The 16,879-nt window shown below is 32.4% G+C and carries 17 protein-coding genes and 1 pseudogene; 11 read left to right on the top strand and 7 right to left on the bottom strand.

Annotated features, from left to right (window positions below; translation table 11 throughout):
* From ADIWIN_RS10600 to ADIWIN_RS10590, 3 genes are all read left to right on the top strand, one after another.
* Window positions 1–220, top strand: a 220-nt coding sequence (locus ADIWIN_RS10600; RefSeq protein WP_040757009.1) for an integrase core domain-containing protein, incomplete at its 5' end; no start/stop codon positions are given.
* 101 nt (window positions 221–321) lie between these two features.
* A complete protein-coding gene (locus ADIWIN_RS10595; RefSeq protein WP_020897326.1) occupies window positions 322–501 on the top strand; it encodes a hypothetical protein in 180 nt (59 codons plus the stop codon).
* 227 nt (window positions 502–728) lie between these two features.
* Complete coding sequence (locus ADIWIN_RS10590; protein WP_020897325.1) at window positions 729–962, top strand: hypothetical protein; 234 nt, start codon at window positions 729–731, stop codon at window positions 960–962.
* A 345-nt stretch (window positions 963–1,307) separates the two neighbouring features.
* Here ADIWIN_RS10590 and ADIWIN_RS10585 read toward each other — a convergent pair whose 3' ends face one another.
* Entirely contained in the window at window positions 1,308–1,583 is a 276-nt protein-coding gene (locus ADIWIN_RS10585) for a winged helix-turn-helix transcriptional regulator (protein ID WP_040757005.1), read from the bottom strand.
* A gap of 157 nt (window positions 1,584–1,740) precedes the next feature.
* On the opposite strand from ADIWIN_RS10585, the gene ADIWIN_RS10580 reads away from it, so the two are divergent.
* The 8 genes from ADIWIN_RS10580 to ADIWIN_RS10540 all read left to right on the top strand — a co-directional run bounded on the left by ADIWIN_RS10580 (window position 1,741) and on the right by ADIWIN_RS10540 (window position 9,924).
* Window positions 1,741–2,253: a VOC family protein gene (locus ADIWIN_RS10580; RefSeq protein WP_020897323.1), complete on the top strand. Its 513-nt coding sequence runs from the start codon at window positions 1,741–1,743 to the stop codon at window positions 2,251–2,253.
* A 253-nt stretch (window positions 2,254–2,506) separates the two neighbouring features.
* On the top strand, window positions 2,507–2,917 hold the full coding sequence (locus tag ADIWIN_RS10575; protein WP_040757003.1) for a hypothetical protein: 411 nt from the start codon (window positions 2,507–2,509) through the stop codon (window positions 2,915–2,917).
* Window positions 2,918–3,087: 170 nt separating this feature from the next.
* Window positions 3,088–4,233, top strand: coding sequence for a T9SS type A sorting domain-containing protein (locus ADIWIN_RS10570; protein ID WP_081669565.1), 1,146 nt, complete (start codon window positions 3,088–3,090; stop codon window positions 4,231–4,233).
* Between the two features lie 198 nt (window positions 4,234–4,431).
* The gene (locus ADIWIN_RS10565; RefSeq protein WP_040757001.1) at window positions 4,432–4,629 is read left to right on the top strand and encodes a hypothetical protein; all 198 of its coding nucleotides are present in this window, start codon (window positions 4,432–4,434) and stop codon (window positions 4,627–4,629) included.
* Between the two features lie 276 nt (window positions 4,630–4,905).
* A complete protein-coding gene (locus ADIWIN_RS10560) occupies window positions 4,906–5,931 on the top strand; it encodes an L-dopachrome tautomerase-related protein (protein WP_020897321.1) in 1,026 nt (341 codons plus the stop codon).
* Window positions 5,932–6,719: 788 nt separating this feature from the next.
* Entirely contained in the window at window positions 6,720–8,093 is a 1,374-nt protein-coding gene (locus ADIWIN_RS10550; protein ID WP_040756999.1) for a WD40/YVTN/BNR-like repeat-containing protein, read from the top strand.
* A complete protein-coding gene (locus tag ADIWIN_RS10545) occupies window positions 8,090–8,788 on the top strand; it encodes a T9SS type A sorting domain-containing protein (RefSeq protein WP_020897318.1) in 699 nt (232 codons plus the stop codon). Before ADIWIN_RS10550 ends, ADIWIN_RS10545 begins: the two co-directional genes overlap by 4 nt.
* Before the next feature lie 641 nt (window positions 8,789–9,429).
* Window positions 9,430–9,924 carry a YqiA/YcfP family alpha/beta fold hydrolase gene (locus tag ADIWIN_RS10540; RefSeq protein ID WP_020897317.1) on the top strand — a complete coding sequence of 165 codons (495 nt, stop codon included), beginning with the start codon at window positions 9,430–9,432 and terminating at the stop codon, window positions 9,922–9,924.
* A 158-nt stretch (window positions 9,925–10,082) separates the two neighbouring features.
* Here the strand turns inward: ADIWIN_RS10540 and ADIWIN_RS10535 are convergent, their stop codons facing one another.
* The 6 genes and pseudogenes from ADIWIN_RS10535 to ADIWIN_RS10520 form a co-directional block, all read right to left on the bottom strand.
* Window positions 10,083–12,308 carry a VPS10 domain-containing protein gene (locus ADIWIN_RS10535; protein WP_020897316.1) on the bottom strand — a complete coding sequence of 742 codons (2,226 nt, stop codon included), beginning with the start codon at window positions 12,306–12,308 and terminating at the stop codon, window positions 10,083–10,085.
* A 212-nt stretch (window positions 12,309–12,520) separates the two neighbouring features.
* Window positions 12,521–13,828 carry a tetratricopeptide repeat protein gene (locus ADIWIN_RS10530; RefSeq protein WP_020897315.1) on the bottom strand — a complete coding sequence of 436 codons (1,308 nt, stop codon included), beginning with the start codon at window positions 13,826–13,828 and terminating at the stop codon, window positions 12,521–12,523.
* Between the two features lie 104 nt (window positions 13,829–13,932).
* The gene (locus ADIWIN_RS20520; RefSeq protein ID WP_020897314.1) at window positions 13,933–14,109 is read right to left on the bottom strand and encodes a hypothetical protein; all 177 of its coding nucleotides are present in this window, start codon (window positions 14,107–14,109) and stop codon (window positions 13,933–13,935) included.
* Window positions 14,110–14,261: 152 nt separating this feature from the next.
* Window positions 14,262–14,509: pseudogene (locus tag ADIWIN_RS20345) on the bottom strand (tRNA uridine-5-carboxymethylaminomethyl(34) synthesis GTPase MnmE); the annotation flags it as partial.
* A gap of 335 nt (window positions 14,510–14,844) precedes the next feature.
* Complete coding sequence (locus tag ADIWIN_RS10525) at window positions 14,845–15,750, bottom strand: PorP/SprF family type IX secretion system membrane protein (protein ID WP_020897311.1); 906 nt, start codon at window positions 15,748–15,750, stop codon at window positions 14,845–14,847.
* Window positions 15,751–15,769: 19 nt separating this feature from the next.
* A partial coding sequence (locus ADIWIN_RS10520) for a gliding motility-associated C-terminal domain-containing protein (protein WP_040756996.1) occupies window positions 15,770–16,879 on the bottom strand: 1,110 nt, incomplete at its 5' end.

Here is a 16,879-nt window from a genome sequence, read left to right as displayed (position 1 = left end):
AGATATTAGTATGACTGAAGAAAATCATTGTTACGAAAATGCCATAGCAGAACGCGTAAATGGCATCTTAAAAGATGAATTTTATCTCGACCAAACCTTTGATAACATCAATCATGCAAGGAAAGCTGCAAAAAATGCAATTAATTTATACAACGAAATAAGATTACATTTATCTTTAGACTATAAAACACCTAATATGGTATATAAATTATCAGCTTAATTCAATTTTAATCTGTAGCCATATTTCAGGACAAGACACAAACTAAAGAAACACGTTGCTATTCCTTGAAAAACGAATAAATAAATTAAAATATGGAAAAAATGAAACCTTTATTCGGATTTGGCATTGCAATCGGAATTGTATTAGGGGGAATATATTTACTTAACACTAAAGATACTCTTTTAGCAAAAATTATTGGAATTGCTTGTATTGTATTTTTCGGAGGATTAATGATATGGGCAATTTTCAAAAAGATACAGCAGAACAAACAGAAAAAGTAAAAATAAGTTACGTCAAATTTTCAACGCGATTACCAACTCAACACTAAACTAATAATCAAAAGATGACTTAAATCCGTAATTTAGCAGGTTATAGAATTGCTCACTATCGGAATTTAAAAATAAAACAACGAAATGGCAATACCCTGTAAAAATCCATTGCCAATTCTAGCTTACTTACGAAAATCTTCGCGGATTTTTGCTACGCACAGTTACCATAAAACAACAAAATGATTATAGAACAAGAACAAAAATTTAAAGAAGTCCTTTCTAAAATAGAAGGAAAAATTAGTGAACAAAGTTTTTTCAATATGTTCTTGGAACTGTATCCTGACGTATGGAAAAAACATAAGGCAAACTATTTTAAATTTAATAGAAGTAAACAATTTGGACAAACAATTCCGTTGGCAAATCCTGAAGTTTCATTACGAAAAGAAATTAGGATATGGTTACGAAAGCAATAAAACCGTTGTAACTAATGTTAGGAAAACGCAAAAAGTCACTACATTGATAAATGTGATACCCCTTAATTTAGAGTGTAAGAAGACCGTTAATCTAGAAATGATTTAAAATCAAGAAAATATCTTAATCTTTCCGATTTCAGTAAACATATCAGCGAAAGTAACAATGGTCTAAGTAAAATGTATATGACCGCTCTTAAAATTGAATAAAACGATTCTCAACACCACCTATGATTTGACATTAAAAATAAAAAGTAATAAGGCATTATTTTTTAACTAAAGTACTTTTATAAATTTTGACGCTCTATTAAAAAACGATGTCTCAAATTTAAAATAAAACACATCGCATTACCTCTTACAATCTTCCAAACCCCATGCATCCAAACGTCTTAAAATATCCTCAAGCGATTTCCCTCTAGCGCTTAACGTATATTCAACTTTAGGCGGCACTACAGGATAAACTTTTCGAGAAATAAGGCCATCTTTTTCTAAATCTCTTACCGTTTGGGTAAACATTTTATTTGAAATCCCTGGGATTTTCTTTTGTAATATTCCCGATCGTAAACCACCTTCTAATAAATGAAATAATACTAAGGGTTTCCATTTGGTTCCTATTAAATTCATGGTGTAATTCAATGGGCAATTCGACTCTTTATTCAAAAATATATTTTTATAATATTGATTATCATTATTTTACTCGTTTAGGTAACTATACCACTATTTAGTAAGTTATTGCCTATAAAGCAAATATAGCTTAATTTTGCAATCTAAAATATAAGTTATGACCACAAATAAAAATTATCCAAAATCATTTTCACATATCGGACTCACAGTTCCAAATATAAAAGAAGCTGTAAAATTCTATTCAGAAGTTATGGGCTGGTATGTTATTATGGAGCCTTCAACAGTAAAGAAGGAAACGGAAACCGCTATCGGACAAATGTGTATTGATGTCTTTGGCGACGATTGGACGGAGTTTGAAATTGCGCATTTGGCAACTTCTGACGGCATTGGAATTGAGTTATTTTCTTTTCCGAATGGCATTAAAGAAGCACCAGAATTTAATCCTTTCAATACCGGTTTATTTCATTTTTGCATTCAAGATCCAAATATTGAAGATCTTATTGCTAAAATTTTAGATTATGGCGGTAAACAACGCATGCCAATTAGAGAATACTACCCCGAAGACAAGCCTTTTAAAATGTGTTATGTTGAAGACCCATTTGGAATTGTATTTGAAATCTACACCCATAGCTATGAACTGACCTATTCTTCTGGTGCTTATTCAAAATAAAAATCTGTCGGCTAGAGCATGAAAACTAAGAGTAAGTTTTAGCCGACTTATTAATATCACTTTAGAACATGCTATATGTAATATATTTAATAAATTAGTTCTTAGCCTGGCCACACCCAAGAAATGGAGAAGTAAACTGCCCCAACCAAAATCGAAAACGGATTGAAGAGCGTATTAATTGTTTTAGGTCTTATAATAATTAGTTTAGAAATCGTTCTTTATATATATATATGGGTATAAAGCATTAAACCCCATGGAATTCTTTGCGGCTCTTGGACTTTGTCATTTGGCGAATTCAGCGATTCTTCTTAGATTGCTGACAGAAGTACTACCAAAAGACAAAAGGAAATTAAGACAGAATATAGTATTAGGCGTTGCGATGTCTTTCTTTCTGATCCTTTATTTTAATGCTTCTCGAATTCGAAATAGAATTGACAAAGATGGCATCTTAATACACGGCATTATAATTAAGAAAAGATATGGCGCTAAAACATCTCCTTTCGTCATTACTAAATTTAATTATAAGGGTACAAATTACAAATCAACCTTGTCCATACCTGACTCAAGAATATTTGAAAAAATAAACTTAGGGGATTCTGTGGTCATCAAGTTTGTCAAAGAATATCCAAAAGCGATGAATAGAACTGAAAGCTTATTGTATTAATAAAAACGATACACAACCATGTATCTAAATAATTGCCTGCTTCTAGCCTACTTACAAACAAAGTACGCAAAGTCATACACCATAACCTTCAAACCGTAAAATACCCATTACTAGGTATTGAATTCAATATAATTTAGCTTTAATATTGACTATTAACTAAATCTTATATCATGAAAACAAAACTACTTACACTTTTACTATTTGTATTAATTTCAACTACTATGCAATCGCAAACAAACACCACAGATTATGTTTCGGGCGTCATAGGTGCAAAATCTTTAACGATAAATGGAACTGATATGTATGTGCTAGGATCTGAAAACATTTACAGTATAGACACCACATTAAATAACCCAGTCCCAACGGTAATCTACACCGTACCTAATGACTTTTTCTTGGTGAATTTTACAATTAACGGGAATCTAATTTATATAGCACTCGAAAACTATGTACAAGCTACAGATGCTTTTCTAGGCGGTAAAATTGTGGCCTTAGATGTAAACAACTTATCAAACCCAGTTGAAGATATTTATACCACTGGTGAGTACATAAGCGCAATTACAAATGATGGTTCTACATTATACATTACTGCAGAAACATTAACAAACCCACCTAGCTTTGACCCTTTTATAACCCATTTAGATGAAATTGATTCTAGCATATCAAACCCAACAGCGCAATTGGTGGTTAACAATGTAACGGATACTAGTGTTGTAACAGGTATTACTTTTGATAATGGTGACATTTATTTAGCCTCTAGTGATGATAATGAAATTTTAAAAATAGATGTTTATCAAAGTAATCCAACGGTAGATCTATTAACGGACTTTACATTTTCTAGAGGTCTTTTTAAATCTGGAAATGAATTATACCTGTCTTACGGAAGCTTAATCACTAAAATTGATATCACAGACCCATCAGCCGGATCAACGGCTATTGCTGTGAACGCAACCTACCAAGATACTAACCCAAATGATGGCACTCAATTCTTTGCGAATTTTAGAGATGTTATTCTTGTAGGTAATAAGGTATATGCAACATTAGCGAACCAAAATAAAGTGGTGCAAGCGATTGATGCAACATTATCTACAAATGAATTTGATGTGGTTGATATGAGTATCTATAACGATAAAAATAATATCTACGTTAATGGTTTAAATAGGCTAAAAGAAACACAAATTTTTAATGTCTCGGGCCAATTGCTTATGAATAAAACAGTATCTCCAAATAGCAACTCAATTGATATTAGCACTTTATCTAGTGGAATTTATGTAATGACTGTTGATAATCAAAAAACATTCAAGTTTATAAAATAGATTTTTAAAAAATATAAAGAGTACCATCAATGACTTTAAGAATTTGTTGGTGCTTTTTTACTCCTTAAAATTCCACTTATTTTACTTGTCTAGTTCGCTATACTCGGGTCAATTAATTTTTATTTATTAAATTAGGTGATTAAAACGAACTGGCAACACATATCCAGACACAACAACATTGGCAAACGAACTAAAGCTATGAGCGCAAAAATTAATTGGATTACAGAAGGTTTAATATTTGGAATAATTATGTTATTTTTTTCAAGTATTATTGACTTAATTTCGGACGACTTTACTTTTGATCGCTTTTGGATAAGAATTCTAATATGGTTAATTGGAGGTTTAGTCTATGGATTTTTGATAAAATTAATAAGAAGCAGAAAAGCCTCTAAATAATTCAAAAGTGTCACCATTAAATCTTATTATAAAACCAAAAATTAAACTGCTTGAGGAAGCTAACAGATGTCACTCAAATTCTAGAAAAAGCAGAAAACCTACATAATAAAACGCCAAAAACGTGTATAATTAATGGCTAGTGCCGCCTACTTACCATAATCGTCTCAGATTTAAAATTCGATTTGTATTTGCTATATTAGGTGCATAATCCATGTAACACACCCGAGCGCAGCGAACAGACGAAGTAAACCATATATAAACACGTTAAACAGAAAAATGAGAAAAATATTAATACTAATTATTGTCTTAGGAATGTGGAGTTGTGAAACCGAAAAATCACCAATTCAAAACATTGCTACATTTAAAGGTCAGCAGGTAACTGGCGTAACAGTAAATACTGAAGGTCGAATTTTTGCTAACTTTCCAAGATGGCGAGAAGGTGTTGAAAATTCGGTTATTGAAATTCTAGAAAATGGAAAATCAATCGCTTTTCCTAATCAAAAATGGAATGATTGGGAAATAGGCGAAAAAATTTCGGATAATGTATTTGTTGCTGTTCAATCAGTAGTTGCTTTTGAAAACACTTTATATGTTCTAGACACACGTAATCCATTATTTAATGGAGTAATAGATAACCCTAGAATTTTTGCATTTAACCTTTCATCGAATCAATTAATAAAAACCTATACTTTAACCGAAGAGAGCTTTCATAAAAATTCATACATCAACGATTTACGTGTAGACAAGAAAAAAGGTAAAATATACTTAACCGATTCTGGACACGCCGGAATTGTAGTCTTAGACATAATCTCTGGAGAATCTTTCAGAGTCTTAGACAATCACAAATCTACACTTGCCGAAACAGGGCAGTTAACTTTTGGTAATGGTGTATGGAAGAATACTGTACATTCAGACGGAATAGCATTGGACACAAAAAATGATCTATTGTACTTTCACGCATTAACGGGTTATAATTTATATGCTATTTCTACAGATAAATTAATCACAAATAACAACCAAGACATTGAAAAAAACGTAAAATTCATTGCAAAAACAGCCGCTCCAGATGGAATGATTATGGATACATCAGGAAATTTATTTTTTTCCGATTTAGAAAACAATAAAATTATGAAATTAAATGTTTCAAGTGGAAAGACTACTGTTGCTGCGGAAGGTGAAAAAGTTAAATGGGCGGATACATTTAGTATCTATAATAATGAACTATTTTACACAAATTCTAGGATTAATGAGACGCAAGGAGATATTAGTGAAATGGTATATAGCATCAACAAAATAAAATAAACTAAGCAAAACACCGTATAAAAATAATTGCTATTTTTAGGCATGTCCAAAGGTCGTTGCTATTGTGTTACGTCTAATTTTCCTTCGGAAAATCCTCGCATACAAACCCGCAACTAATCATACACAAAACCGCTACGCAATTTAAGAACACGTAAATTGTAACATATTAATATTTGAATCTACTAATACCTTGAACCATAACATACAAGAAATGAAAAAGAATAATGGAACGACCTTTATGGTAATAGGATTGATGTTTACAACTCTTAGATTAACAATTTTGAACGAACACAAAATTTTACAATATAGTGCTCTAATTCTTGGAGTTGCATTAACGATATATAGTGTATTTGTATCTGACAAATGGAAGAAAACCAAAAAAAATGGAAAATAAAAATTCAGCAAAATAGTAAAAGAAATAAATTAAAACAAATGAATAAAATACGCTGAATCGGAACAAAACGCCGTATTTACTCTTGCGGAATTATTACGCAAACGGAATTTATAAATGTTGCGTAAGAGTGAACTGAAAAACATAATTTACGCTTCCGAAATTTAACAAGTTTGTGAAATGGAAAACTGAAATAAAAATTAAGCGGAATAAAAAACTGCGTAGAACACCGTATATAATTCATTTCTAAGCCACTGCCAACTTACAAACATATATGCAGAATATCCTATCTATGATTTATTTACTAAATTAGACGCTTAAACACGCAACTAATCTTATACAAGACCAACAGTAATAATTTTTGAACCGAACATTTAACAGATCAATCAACACACGTATGAATACCCTGATAAAATGTGCAATACTTATAATATTTGTAGCTCTTAATTCTTCAACTTTTGCACAAGGTTGGGTGCAGAGAAATCCGTTAAAGAATATCTCTGATATCACTGAGATGCATATCTCTGAGGACCAATCTATATTTGCCCTAGATGCGACTACAACGCTTAAAAGCGTTTTAATAAGTACCAACAATGGATTAAGCTATAGAAATGCTTCCAGTTTTGAATCCAAAGATATGCATATGCTTACTGATGATTTAGGGTTCTTAGTTGCCACAAACAAATTAATTAAAACAACAGATAAATTTGAGACCGTAGAGCAATTTACATTGGATAATTATGGCTTTTCTAATGTGTTTTTCTTAAATGAAAATTTAGGTTATGTTTCTGGAGGTTCTGGCAGAATACATAAGACTTTAGACGGAGGATTAACATGGCAACAGTTAACAACAGGTACAACAGAAATCATAAAAGATGTGTTCTTTATAGATGAAAATATTGGTTTTGCCTGTGGTGAATATCTTACTTTTATAGGTACGACGGATGGAGGAACTACATGGAATGAAATTCCTTTACCTGTTGAAAACAATTGGACATTAAATAAAATCCTATTTATCAACGCAATGCAAGGAATTGTTGTGGGATCTGGAGGGCAAATTTTCAACACCGATGATGCTGGCATTACCTGGACAGAAGCCACAAGTGGAACTATAAGACCCATCAATGATATAAAGTATAATAATGGCAAGTATGTGGCAGCATGCAGTGCTGGTGTAGTTTTACAATCTACAGATATGGGAATCAATTGGTCAAACTACGAAATCAGCTATTGGAGTGATTTATTTTCTGTTGCATTTTCTAATGACACAATCTATCTAGGTTCTGATGGCGAAATTTTTCAATCTACTGATAATGGCGCAACATGGACAACACATCTTGCAGGTGTAACGATGAGTGATCTAAAAGGAGTCTCATTTGCCAACGATAATGATGGGTTAGTTACTGGTATTCACACAGGAAGTAGTTCTGTATATGACCATTTAATGTTTAGAACTACTGATGGCGGTACAAATTGGGAGAAAATGAACATACCAAATAATGCCTGCTGTTACGCCGTTCATTTTTTACCAAATGGTAAAGCAATTACAACAAATCAACTCATTAATCGCGTTGCTTACAGCGCTGATTATGGAGAAACTTGGACTACTTTTACTGGAGCCAATATAACAGAACAATTTATAACTACAGCAATATGGTTAAAATCTGAAAATGATTTTTTGTTGGTGGTGGCTTTGGTTGGGGAGATTCGGGCCTTTATCGTTATCAAAATGGCACCGGATGGACATTTGATTCTAGTTTCAGTAGTGTGAGAACTATAAAATTCCTAGATGATAATTTTGGAATATTAGGTACCGTTGGTCAGTTTTACAAAACTACAGATGGTGGAGACACATGGACCCCTATAAATTTCAATGGAGGCACCTACTATGATATTAATTTAATAGATACGAATACATTTTATATTGGCCAATATATAACTACAGATGGAGGTACTACTTTTAATTTAAATCAATTTCCTGGTTATGTGTTTTTATACAAGTTTTTTGATGCTAATTATGCGCTGGCAATTAATAGTATTGGAGGAGTTTATAGAACTCTAGATGCTGGCAATTCATGGCAACTTATAGATGATAGTATAATTGAAGACCCAAATTGCTGTAATAATTTTCACATTTCAGAAAATACTATCGTCGCTGTGGGTAATCGTTCAGATATTTTCACCTTAGATATTGGAACTACTTTAAATATTGAAGATCTGGAAAGCACAAAAAATAAGTTTAATATTTACCCAAATCCATCTAGCGATAAAATATTTATTAAAGAAATAAATACAATAGCAACAAATGCAACCATCTTTAACCTTAACGGCCAAAAAATAAAATCTTTTAATCTTTATGATCATCAGAATGGATTAGACATTAGCGATTTAGCACAAGGAGCGTATTTCTTGCATATTGAATCTGATTCACAACTCATATCTGTACATCGAATTTTGAAGAAATAATACTCTAAATTATCCCTTTACGTATTTCATAAAATTTATTCTAACGCTCGCTTACGATGATGTGCAAGTTGTACAACGATGGAAATACAATTTAGAAATTGCTAAAAAAAGAAATCCAATCATCCACTAAAGGTGTTTTCTTTTTATGATCACCAAAAGCATATCATCGCTCTAGAATACAAAATCCATCCCATTAATATAAGATGTTAATATCATTTTTCTCAAAGTAAGTAATGGCTGTTTTTTCTGATATTTTAGCTTTTTGTTCATCGGAATTGGCAAATTTCTGGTAATACTTTAGGTATTCATTTTAAGTCCTGATGATCACATTTTACATATAACCAATGACTTTAAAATACTTATAAAAACACGTGTCCCTTATGTAATCCATTTTGTTAATTTAGATATTTACAAAAAAACCAGAAACATCTATAAATCAAAAACATAGCACAAATCAAAATACAGGTTATAGCGTGGTTATAGCATGCCTAAAACAAGTTTACAGCATAACTGGAGACATTACAGATGCGTGATTTAAACCTATTACCTTAAACAGGTTCCTATAACTTATGACAATTATACGTATGAATTTAAGTAACTTACCAGTTCAATTCATTAAAAAGATAGACTAAAATAAAACAATGAAAATCCTATATATACATGGTCTAAATGGAAGTTTAAGCCCAGAAAAAAGAGCACTACTAGAGCCCTATGGCGAAGTCTTTGCACCAACTATAGATTACCAATCAGATGTATATGCCATTGCCAATTTAAGCACCGCATTTAAAACACAAGGTATAAATATAGTCATAGGAAGTAGTATGGGTGGTTTTACAGGTTATTACGTCTCAAACCTAATGCAATGCCCTGCCCTATTATTTAATCCGGCCTTAGCTCAGAGATCAGTGCCGCAGACCATCCCTGAAATAAATTACAACACAAGTAATTTTAAGCAAATCGTTCTAGGCACACAAGATGATGTGGTGAACCCCAAACAAACTCTTAAGTTTCTCTCTGGGACCTTAATAGATCACCCAGAATACAAAATACACATTCATAATAATTTAGCGCATCGCATTCCTTTAGAGGTTTTTGAAAAAGAAATACAACTGTTTTTTAAGCATTTATCACTTTGAACAAAACTAATAGTCAGTTCAAAATGTGATATAAAAAAAAGGAACCCTATCTTGTGTAATGACATTTAACATTATACAAAATGGGTTCCTAATTAATTTCAATTATTAAACAAAAAAGAACGAATCAGTTATAAAACGTTTAGGGAGACGTTCTAAGACTAGTTAGACTTTAACAAGCGTTTAGTAATTGTTCCGTTAGTCGTTATTACTTTAACTAAATACACTCCTTGTGCTAAATCACTAACATCAATCGCAGCATTAGGCTGAGTAACGGTCTTAACGTTTTTACCAGTAATTGTATAAATAGTAACAGCCATTACGTTAGCATCACTGTGTACTGAAAAGCTGTTTTTGGTTGGGTTTGGGTATAATTGAATTGGGTTATCATTTAATATTTCAGAATTAACAGATAAGGTTTCTAAATCAATATCATATTTTATTAAACCTAAATCGTGTACTCCTAGGTAAACACTTATCGCATCTTCAGTAAAAAGAAATGCAGAAGACTCTGTAAAAGGATAGTTTAACATCTCAGGTGATATTTCAGTCCAAGTACCTCCTAAGTCCGTGCTGATGATAATTTTTGCTTTCGCCACTGGTAACGGCACGTTAAATCCATCAGAGTAATGTGTAACTCCTACAATGGTATTCTCTGTAACAGATGAAAAGACAACGTTATCCGTAAATTCTGCTGAAATAGAAACCCAAGAATTTCCTTTGTCTTCAGATAAATAGATACCTTCAGTAGTAGATAACAACAACTGATTTGCATTTAAAGGGTTTTGCTCTATATCTACTATTAAATGATCACCAACATCTAAACCTTCTAAACCAGCATTACTTATATTCCAAGTAGCACCATCATCAATCGATTTATAAAAATCAACTCCTTGTGTGATAAAAATAGTAGTTGCGGCATCACTATCTACTTGTACTGCGGTAATAACCTCTCCGAACTCAGGGATGGCAATATTCTCATCAATAATATTATCCATATCGGTTAAATCCACTCTATGTACTTCTATACCTGTAGACATCCAACTAATATTTGGGTTCGCAATAGATGTAGATACGTCCTCTAGAATTAAGAAGAACATTGAACTCGCAATCAATTTTAAATCTGCACCATGCGCTGAACTCACGTTAATATATGATGTATTAGATGATCTATTCCCCGTAAATACACGACCAGGAACAACAGGATCAGCAAATACTTTTACACCAGATCCAAATCCTTGAGTTAACGGTTGAAGAAAATAGCCTTCTTCAGTATCATTTTGCAAATCTTTATGCATGTAACCTAAACGCATACCGTAATAAACGTGATTTTCGCTCTCAGAAGAGAAAGCTGCAATAGTTCCTGTTGAATTAATAAAAGGGTTTTCTAATTTACTAAGTGTTAGACCTCCATCTGTCGTTAAGAACGGATAAAAATTAGTTGTAATCAATAGTTCATCAGCTACAAAAGGATTATAAGATGCTGCTAGACCATAGTAATAAGCCTCTGGATCGATTTCGCTATAAACATAGTTTTCCCAAGTAGCTCCATTGTCTGAAGACACAACCATTTCATTTTCTTCTAAAACAATGATTTCATTAGAGTTGGTAGGGTTAAATTCAATCTTATTAATATGATCAGTAGACATTGTTGTCCATGTAATTGGCACAATTGCCCAAGTAGATCCACCATCTAAAGAACGGTATAAGTTTTCTATATGAGTGTCGTAACCATAACTCGTTCCCAATAATATATCATTTGAATTATCTGGATTAAAAGCTATAGCATCATAAGTGTTTCCTGGTATTTTATTTTCCCAAGTTTGCCCTGCATCTGAAGATACAAAGACTCCTCCTAACTCTCTAGTTGTAGAACCACCTCGCATAAGAAACAGCTTGTTATCATCACTAGGAGAAATACTGACATTGTTTACAGCAACATGATCGTTAATAGGACTATAATAAACAGCGTTCCAATTTAGACCACCATTAGAAGTATAAAACACCTCATGAGTATAAGCACCTGCCAAAGAATAGGTCGTATGCATTAACACCACATCATTATTAGAATCTGAAATATCATAGGACTCAATTAAAATATCAAATTCGTATGAGTTTGGTGGTGAAAACGTCTGCACAATAGAAGCTGTAGCTAAATCAAATATGATTATCTTGTTGTAATCAGTACCTTCGGCTCTAACATTAAAACTTAAAGCAGCCCCTTCATTAATAAGTCTAAGATCTAATAATCTAGCATAATTATCTAGAGGGTCTGAATACAAAACAGTCCAAGTATCACCACCATCCGTAGACGTTACAACATGATTCGTTAAGGTAAGGGCATAAATGACATCCTCTTGCGTTTTACTATAAGTAACATCAAGCAATTGTCCATAAGCGTTTGCTCCTTCAAATTCAATTTGAGCAGTGGCTTTGATTGAAATAATAACGCTTAAGAAAAAAATAGTAAAGTAATTTGTTTTTTCATAATATCTTATTTTTAAGTTAGGTCGATAAATATAGATACAACGAATCGTTAGCGCCCTATTTTAAGCGTGACATTCCGTGACACTACTGTTCTTTTAGCGTGACACAGAAATTAAATCATGGATAAATAGTTATGAAGTGTAGTGTTATCGGGAATATTTAACTTACTGGAAAGTCGCTCCTTACGCTTCCTACAAGATTGCGGTGTAATGTTTAAAAGCGATGCGATTTCTTTATTTGATAAATTCATGTATAAATAAGTGATATACCGAATATCACTTGGGGTCAGTTTATCATGTTTATGTCTAAGCCTATCTAAAAACCCTTGATTAATTTCTTCAAAGTGCGTAAAAAAACTATCCCATTGGGTATCTGTTTTAAGGTGTTTCTTTAACTCTCGTATCTGTTTTTTTAATTCAGGGTTTTCCACAATCTCTGTATTCTGAGATAGCGACTGTAGCACTTCTTCGATTAAATCATTCTTACTAGACAAATACAAAGCTTTAGCGGTAAGTTTTCTATTTTTAACTTCTAATTCGTTTTTAAAACGTTCTTGTTCCAATAGCGCTAAAGTTTCTTGTTCATGCAATTGTTTTTGAATAAGCAAATAATCGCTTTTCTCTTTAGCTAACTCTAATTCTACAATGGTTTTCCGTTGTTTATGTTTTATAGAATTACTTCTAAAAATCCATAAGATAAAGCCCATACTAAGTAATGTGATACCGATGATACTATAAAAGAAGCGTCGCTCTTGCTTTAAGACTTCTTTACTTTCAGAAAGTTCATGTTGATAATTTTGAATTTGAAACTTCACTTTTTCAGTTTCAAATAGTTTACTATTTCTAATATCGGCTAGCGAGTCTGAAGCAATAATTACAGAATCTTTATAAACTAGAGCCTTTTCGAGTTGTCCCTTTTTACCGTATAAATTAGACAAATAGCTATAGACTTCTTCTCTATTCTCAACGCCTGGTTGCGTATTTCGAGCTTCAATACCATAATACAGCGCTTTATCTAAACGGTTTTGATCTTCATTTATTTGTGCTAAAACCAATAAAATAAAAACTCTATTCTCTACTTGCGATATATCTTGAAACTTGGGTAATAAATTAAGAGCAATGTCTTCAGATTTGGCATATTGTTTTTTTAAGAGAAACATTTCAGACTGCGCCATCTTTCCTGTTACTAAGACTTTAGGCTCGTTCTTTAATAAAGGTAAGGCCTCGTCAATATAAATTTGAGCAGAATCAGGAGCTTTCATTTTATTAGAGACCAAAGCCAAATTCACCGCGTAATAGCCCACTTTGACCTCATCTCCTACTAATTTCGCTTTTTGGTACGCTTTAATGAAATAATCCTTAGCCTGTGATAAATCTTCTTCTTGAAAATAAAGAATACCTATATTATTAAGTACCGTCATTTCCTGTCGAGAATCTAAATGTTCAATGGCTATTTCATAGGCTTGTAAGTAATATAAAACTGCCTCACCATAATCTGAAAGAAAATAATAATTAGAGCCTATGTTTAATGTGGACCGAAAAACTTGTTCATACCATTGATTTTTTTGGCTATGGCTTCTGTGGTGATTAATAACTCAATAGACTGAGAATGTTCTTTTTGAAACATCAGTGCAATACCCTTATCTATCTGGTCATCTAGAGTTTGAGGTGTATCAACTTGAGAATAACTATGTATCGCCATCAACAAAGCAATACATTTGATGTATAAATGTAATTTGTTATGCATTAAATCTTAGCCTTTTTAAGGCTAAATGTAACTAAATTTTGAAGAACACTTTTTAGAAAATCTATCCGCCTATTTACAAACAAGTTATGCGAGTATTAAATACAAATCTACTTTCCGATACAAAAATCAGCAAAAACATTACCTAGCAAATCATCATTAGTAACCTGCCCTGTAATTGCACCAAAATAATATAGTGCTTCGCGGATCTCTATCTCCATTAAATCATTCGACAAATCGGTATCTAAGCCGTGTTGAATTTTCTTAAGAGGCTTTCATTTAAAAAATCTAAAAGCTTTGTCTTTAATTCCTCTACTCCTAAACCTATTTTCACATATAACAACTTGAAATTATGCAATTTAACAGCTACATAGGTAGATTATATGGGTGGTATCCCCTATTCTGAAGCAGTTGATAATGTAATACTCGTTACTAAATAAAATATACTTATGAGACTCTTAAAATCTTTATAATAAATTATATCATCGGTTTTGGGTTTCTTTTATTTTCTCGATACGTCCGACGAAACTGTTGTCTTTTAACTTAAAAACCTATAGTGTTTGTTGAATGAGTAAAACCACAACTACGTTCACGACCTACGTTTTTTAATTCCTAAAAGATTGAATTAAACTGGTTGCACTTAGCCATGTATAACATATCATGACTTACCAAATTTTAAAAAAAATAGCATACCTACAATTGCCATTGCCTAAATAATTCTTTAGGGCGCTTAAAGGTATATTTTAAATGTAATTGATGAGAACTGGGGGCATATTTAGCAATTGAATTAATGCTATAATCATAGGCATAACCTACTTGAAAATCTTTTAACACTTCAAAACCTACTAATCCTGTTAGGGCATTATTCCAGCGATAGGATGCTCCAAAACGAAATACTTCTTGATATTCAAAGTTTAAAGCAAAATCGATTGCTAAGGGATTGTTTTTAACATGTTTTGCTAATATAGAAGGCTCAAAAACAAGCTCCCTGTTTAACTCAATATTGTAGCCCGTGGTTACGTATATATTTGGCGATTTGGAAACTGTTGCGCCATCTTCCGTTTGCTCATAATTTTCTTTTATAAAATTGGGAGTAGAAATACCAATATACCAATTTGGAGTATTAAATAAAAACCCAAATCCTATTCTAGGAAGCATTTTATCCTCGATATTATTGGCAAAACTAAAATCTGAATTATCTTCTAAATCAAGCAGTGAATAATTAATATTAAGATTGCTCATACCAGCCTTTAAACCAAAAGTTAACATATATAATTGCCCCAAGTAAATGGTATAAGAATAATCTGCTGTAAAAGTAAACTCATCAGTAACGCCTAATTTTTCACTTAAAATATTAACTGCCATCCCTGTATTTATATTAAGTGGTGCATTTATACTTAAGTTAATACTCTTAGGTGCTCCTTCAATACCTGAAAATTGACTTCTATTAAGAAGCAAAACACTTCCATCAAAAAAGCCACCGAAAGCGGGGTTAAAAATGGATCTATTTAATTTATAATCAGAAAACTGTGGGTTTTGCTGTGCTTTAGCAGAAAATAAAGTAAGTATAAATAGTATGGATATATATTTAAAATTCATCTGTTATGTATTCTGTAAATTAATGGTTTAAGTGTAAAAATCCTGTTTTAGTTATGCGCTTATTTTCATAATTTGTAAAAATGAATGCATAATAATAAGTCCCCGAAGGAAGTTGTACACCTTTTGATATATACCCTGTATTAGAATAACCACTAAATACATTGCCGTTTGTATTGTAATTACTTGTTTTATAAACCGACATTCCTGAACTACTAAAAATTTCTATGGTATTATCAGGAAATGCAATAACACCATCTATAGCTAAATAATCATTAACACCATCTCCATTGGCAGATACACCATTATGTATACGAACATCACAATAACGCTGCACAACCTGAACTTCTAAGCGGTAGGCACTTTCACATATATCGGATACATACGCTGCGTAATAGGTTTCATTATCACTTAATGGCGTTGAAAAATCTAATGGATAGCCTCCAGTTGCCGTATCATACCAAATCACATTGTCTTGGTCGGTTTTTAAGTCTGCAATGGTTTGTCTTTTTTCTGTACACGAATAGTGTATAGATTCTCCAGTAGGAGTTAACGCATCATTTACAACGATATTTATCGCTGCACGCATGCTAATACAGTTACCATTTGTTGTTGCGTAATAATAAATTCCTGTTTCAAGCTCTGTGTTAGGTTGTAAAATGGTAGAGGACTCATTGGTTCTATACCACAGAACTGACAGTTCATCAACTAGAATATCAGAAATCTGAGGACTATCCACTAAACAAAATTCTTGATTTAAAGAGGTAGGTATCGGTGCGGGAAGTGGAGATACTGTTACTACAGCGGTTGCAGCATCTGAATTTCCGTTTATATCGGTTACTGTTAATGTTACCGTGTTTTCTCCAATATGAGAACAATCAAAAGTGGTTTCATCAAGCGTCATTGATGCAATGGCACAATTGTCAGAAGACCCATTATCAATTTGTGATGGCGTAATTGTACTATTTAGAGACGCATCCAATGAAACCGTTATGTTTTGAGTAATCACTATTGGTTTAATGGTTTCCGATACGGTTACTATGGCTGTTGCTGACTCTGAATTCCCGTTGACATCGGTTACTGTTAATATTACCGTGTTATCACCAATGTTAGAACAGTCGAAAGTGGTTTC

The organism is Winogradskyella psychrotolerans RS-3 (assembly GCF_000427335.1).
Taxonomy (GTDB): domain Bacteria; phylum Bacteroidota; class Bacteroidia; order Flavobacteriales; family Flavobacteriaceae; genus Winogradskyella; species Winogradskyella psychrotolerans.
Note: the sequence above shows the minus strand (reverse complement) of the source record. Positions and strands in the feature narration are given on the sequence as shown.

What these genes read in the sequence shown, in the direction of transcription:
- ADIWIN_RS10595 (WP_020897326.1), top strand. Translation starts at nt 322, where the DNA reads ATGAAACCTTTATTCGGATTTGGCATTGCAATCGGAATTGTATTAGGG.
- ADIWIN_RS10590 (WP_020897325.1), top strand. Translation starts at nt 729, where the DNA reads ATGATTATAGAACAAGAACAAAAATTTAAAGAAGTCCTTTCTAAAATA.
- ADIWIN_RS10585 (WP_040757005.1), bottom strand. Translation starts at nt 1,583, where the DNA reads ATGAATTTAATAGGAACCAAATGGAAACCCTTAGTATTATTTCATTTA.
- ADIWIN_RS10580 (WP_020897323.1), top strand. Translation starts at nt 1,741, where the DNA reads ATGACCACAAATAAAAATTATCCAAAATCATTTTCACATATCGGACTC.
- ADIWIN_RS10575 (WP_040757003.1), top strand. Translation starts at nt 2,507, where the DNA reads ATGGAATTCTTTGCGGCTCTTGGACTTTGTCATTTGGCGAATTCAGCG.
- ADIWIN_RS10570 (WP_081669565.1), top strand. Translation starts at nt 3,088, where the DNA reads ATGAAAACAAAACTACTTACACTTTTACTATTTGTATTAATTTCAACT.
- ADIWIN_RS10565 (WP_040757001.1), top strand. Translation starts at nt 4,432, where the DNA reads ATGAGCGCAAAAATTAATTGGATTACAGAAGGTTTAATATTTGGAATA.
- ADIWIN_RS10560 (WP_020897321.1), top strand. Translation starts at nt 4,906, where the DNA reads ATGAGAAAAATATTAATACTAATTATTGTCTTAGGAATGTGGAGTTGT.
- ADIWIN_RS10550 (WP_040756999.1), top strand. Translation starts at nt 6,720, where the DNA reads ATGAATACCCTGATAAAATGTGCAATACTTATAATATTTGTAGCTCTT.
- ADIWIN_RS10540 (WP_020897317.1), top strand. Translation starts at nt 9,430, where the DNA reads ATGAAAATCCTATATATACATGGTCTAAATGGAAGTTTAAGCCCAGAA.
- ADIWIN_RS10530 (WP_020897315.1), bottom strand. Translation starts at nt 13,828, where the DNA reads ATGACGGTACTTAATAATATAGGTATTCTTTATTTTCAAGAAGAAGAT.
- ADIWIN_RS20520 (WP_020897314.1), bottom strand. Translation starts at nt 14,109, where the DNA reads ATGGCGATACATAGTTATTCTCAAGTTGATACACCTCAAACTCTAGAT.
- ADIWIN_RS10525 (WP_020897311.1), bottom strand. Translation starts at nt 15,750, where the DNA reads ATGAATTTTAAATATATATCCATACTATTTATACTTACTTTATTTTCT.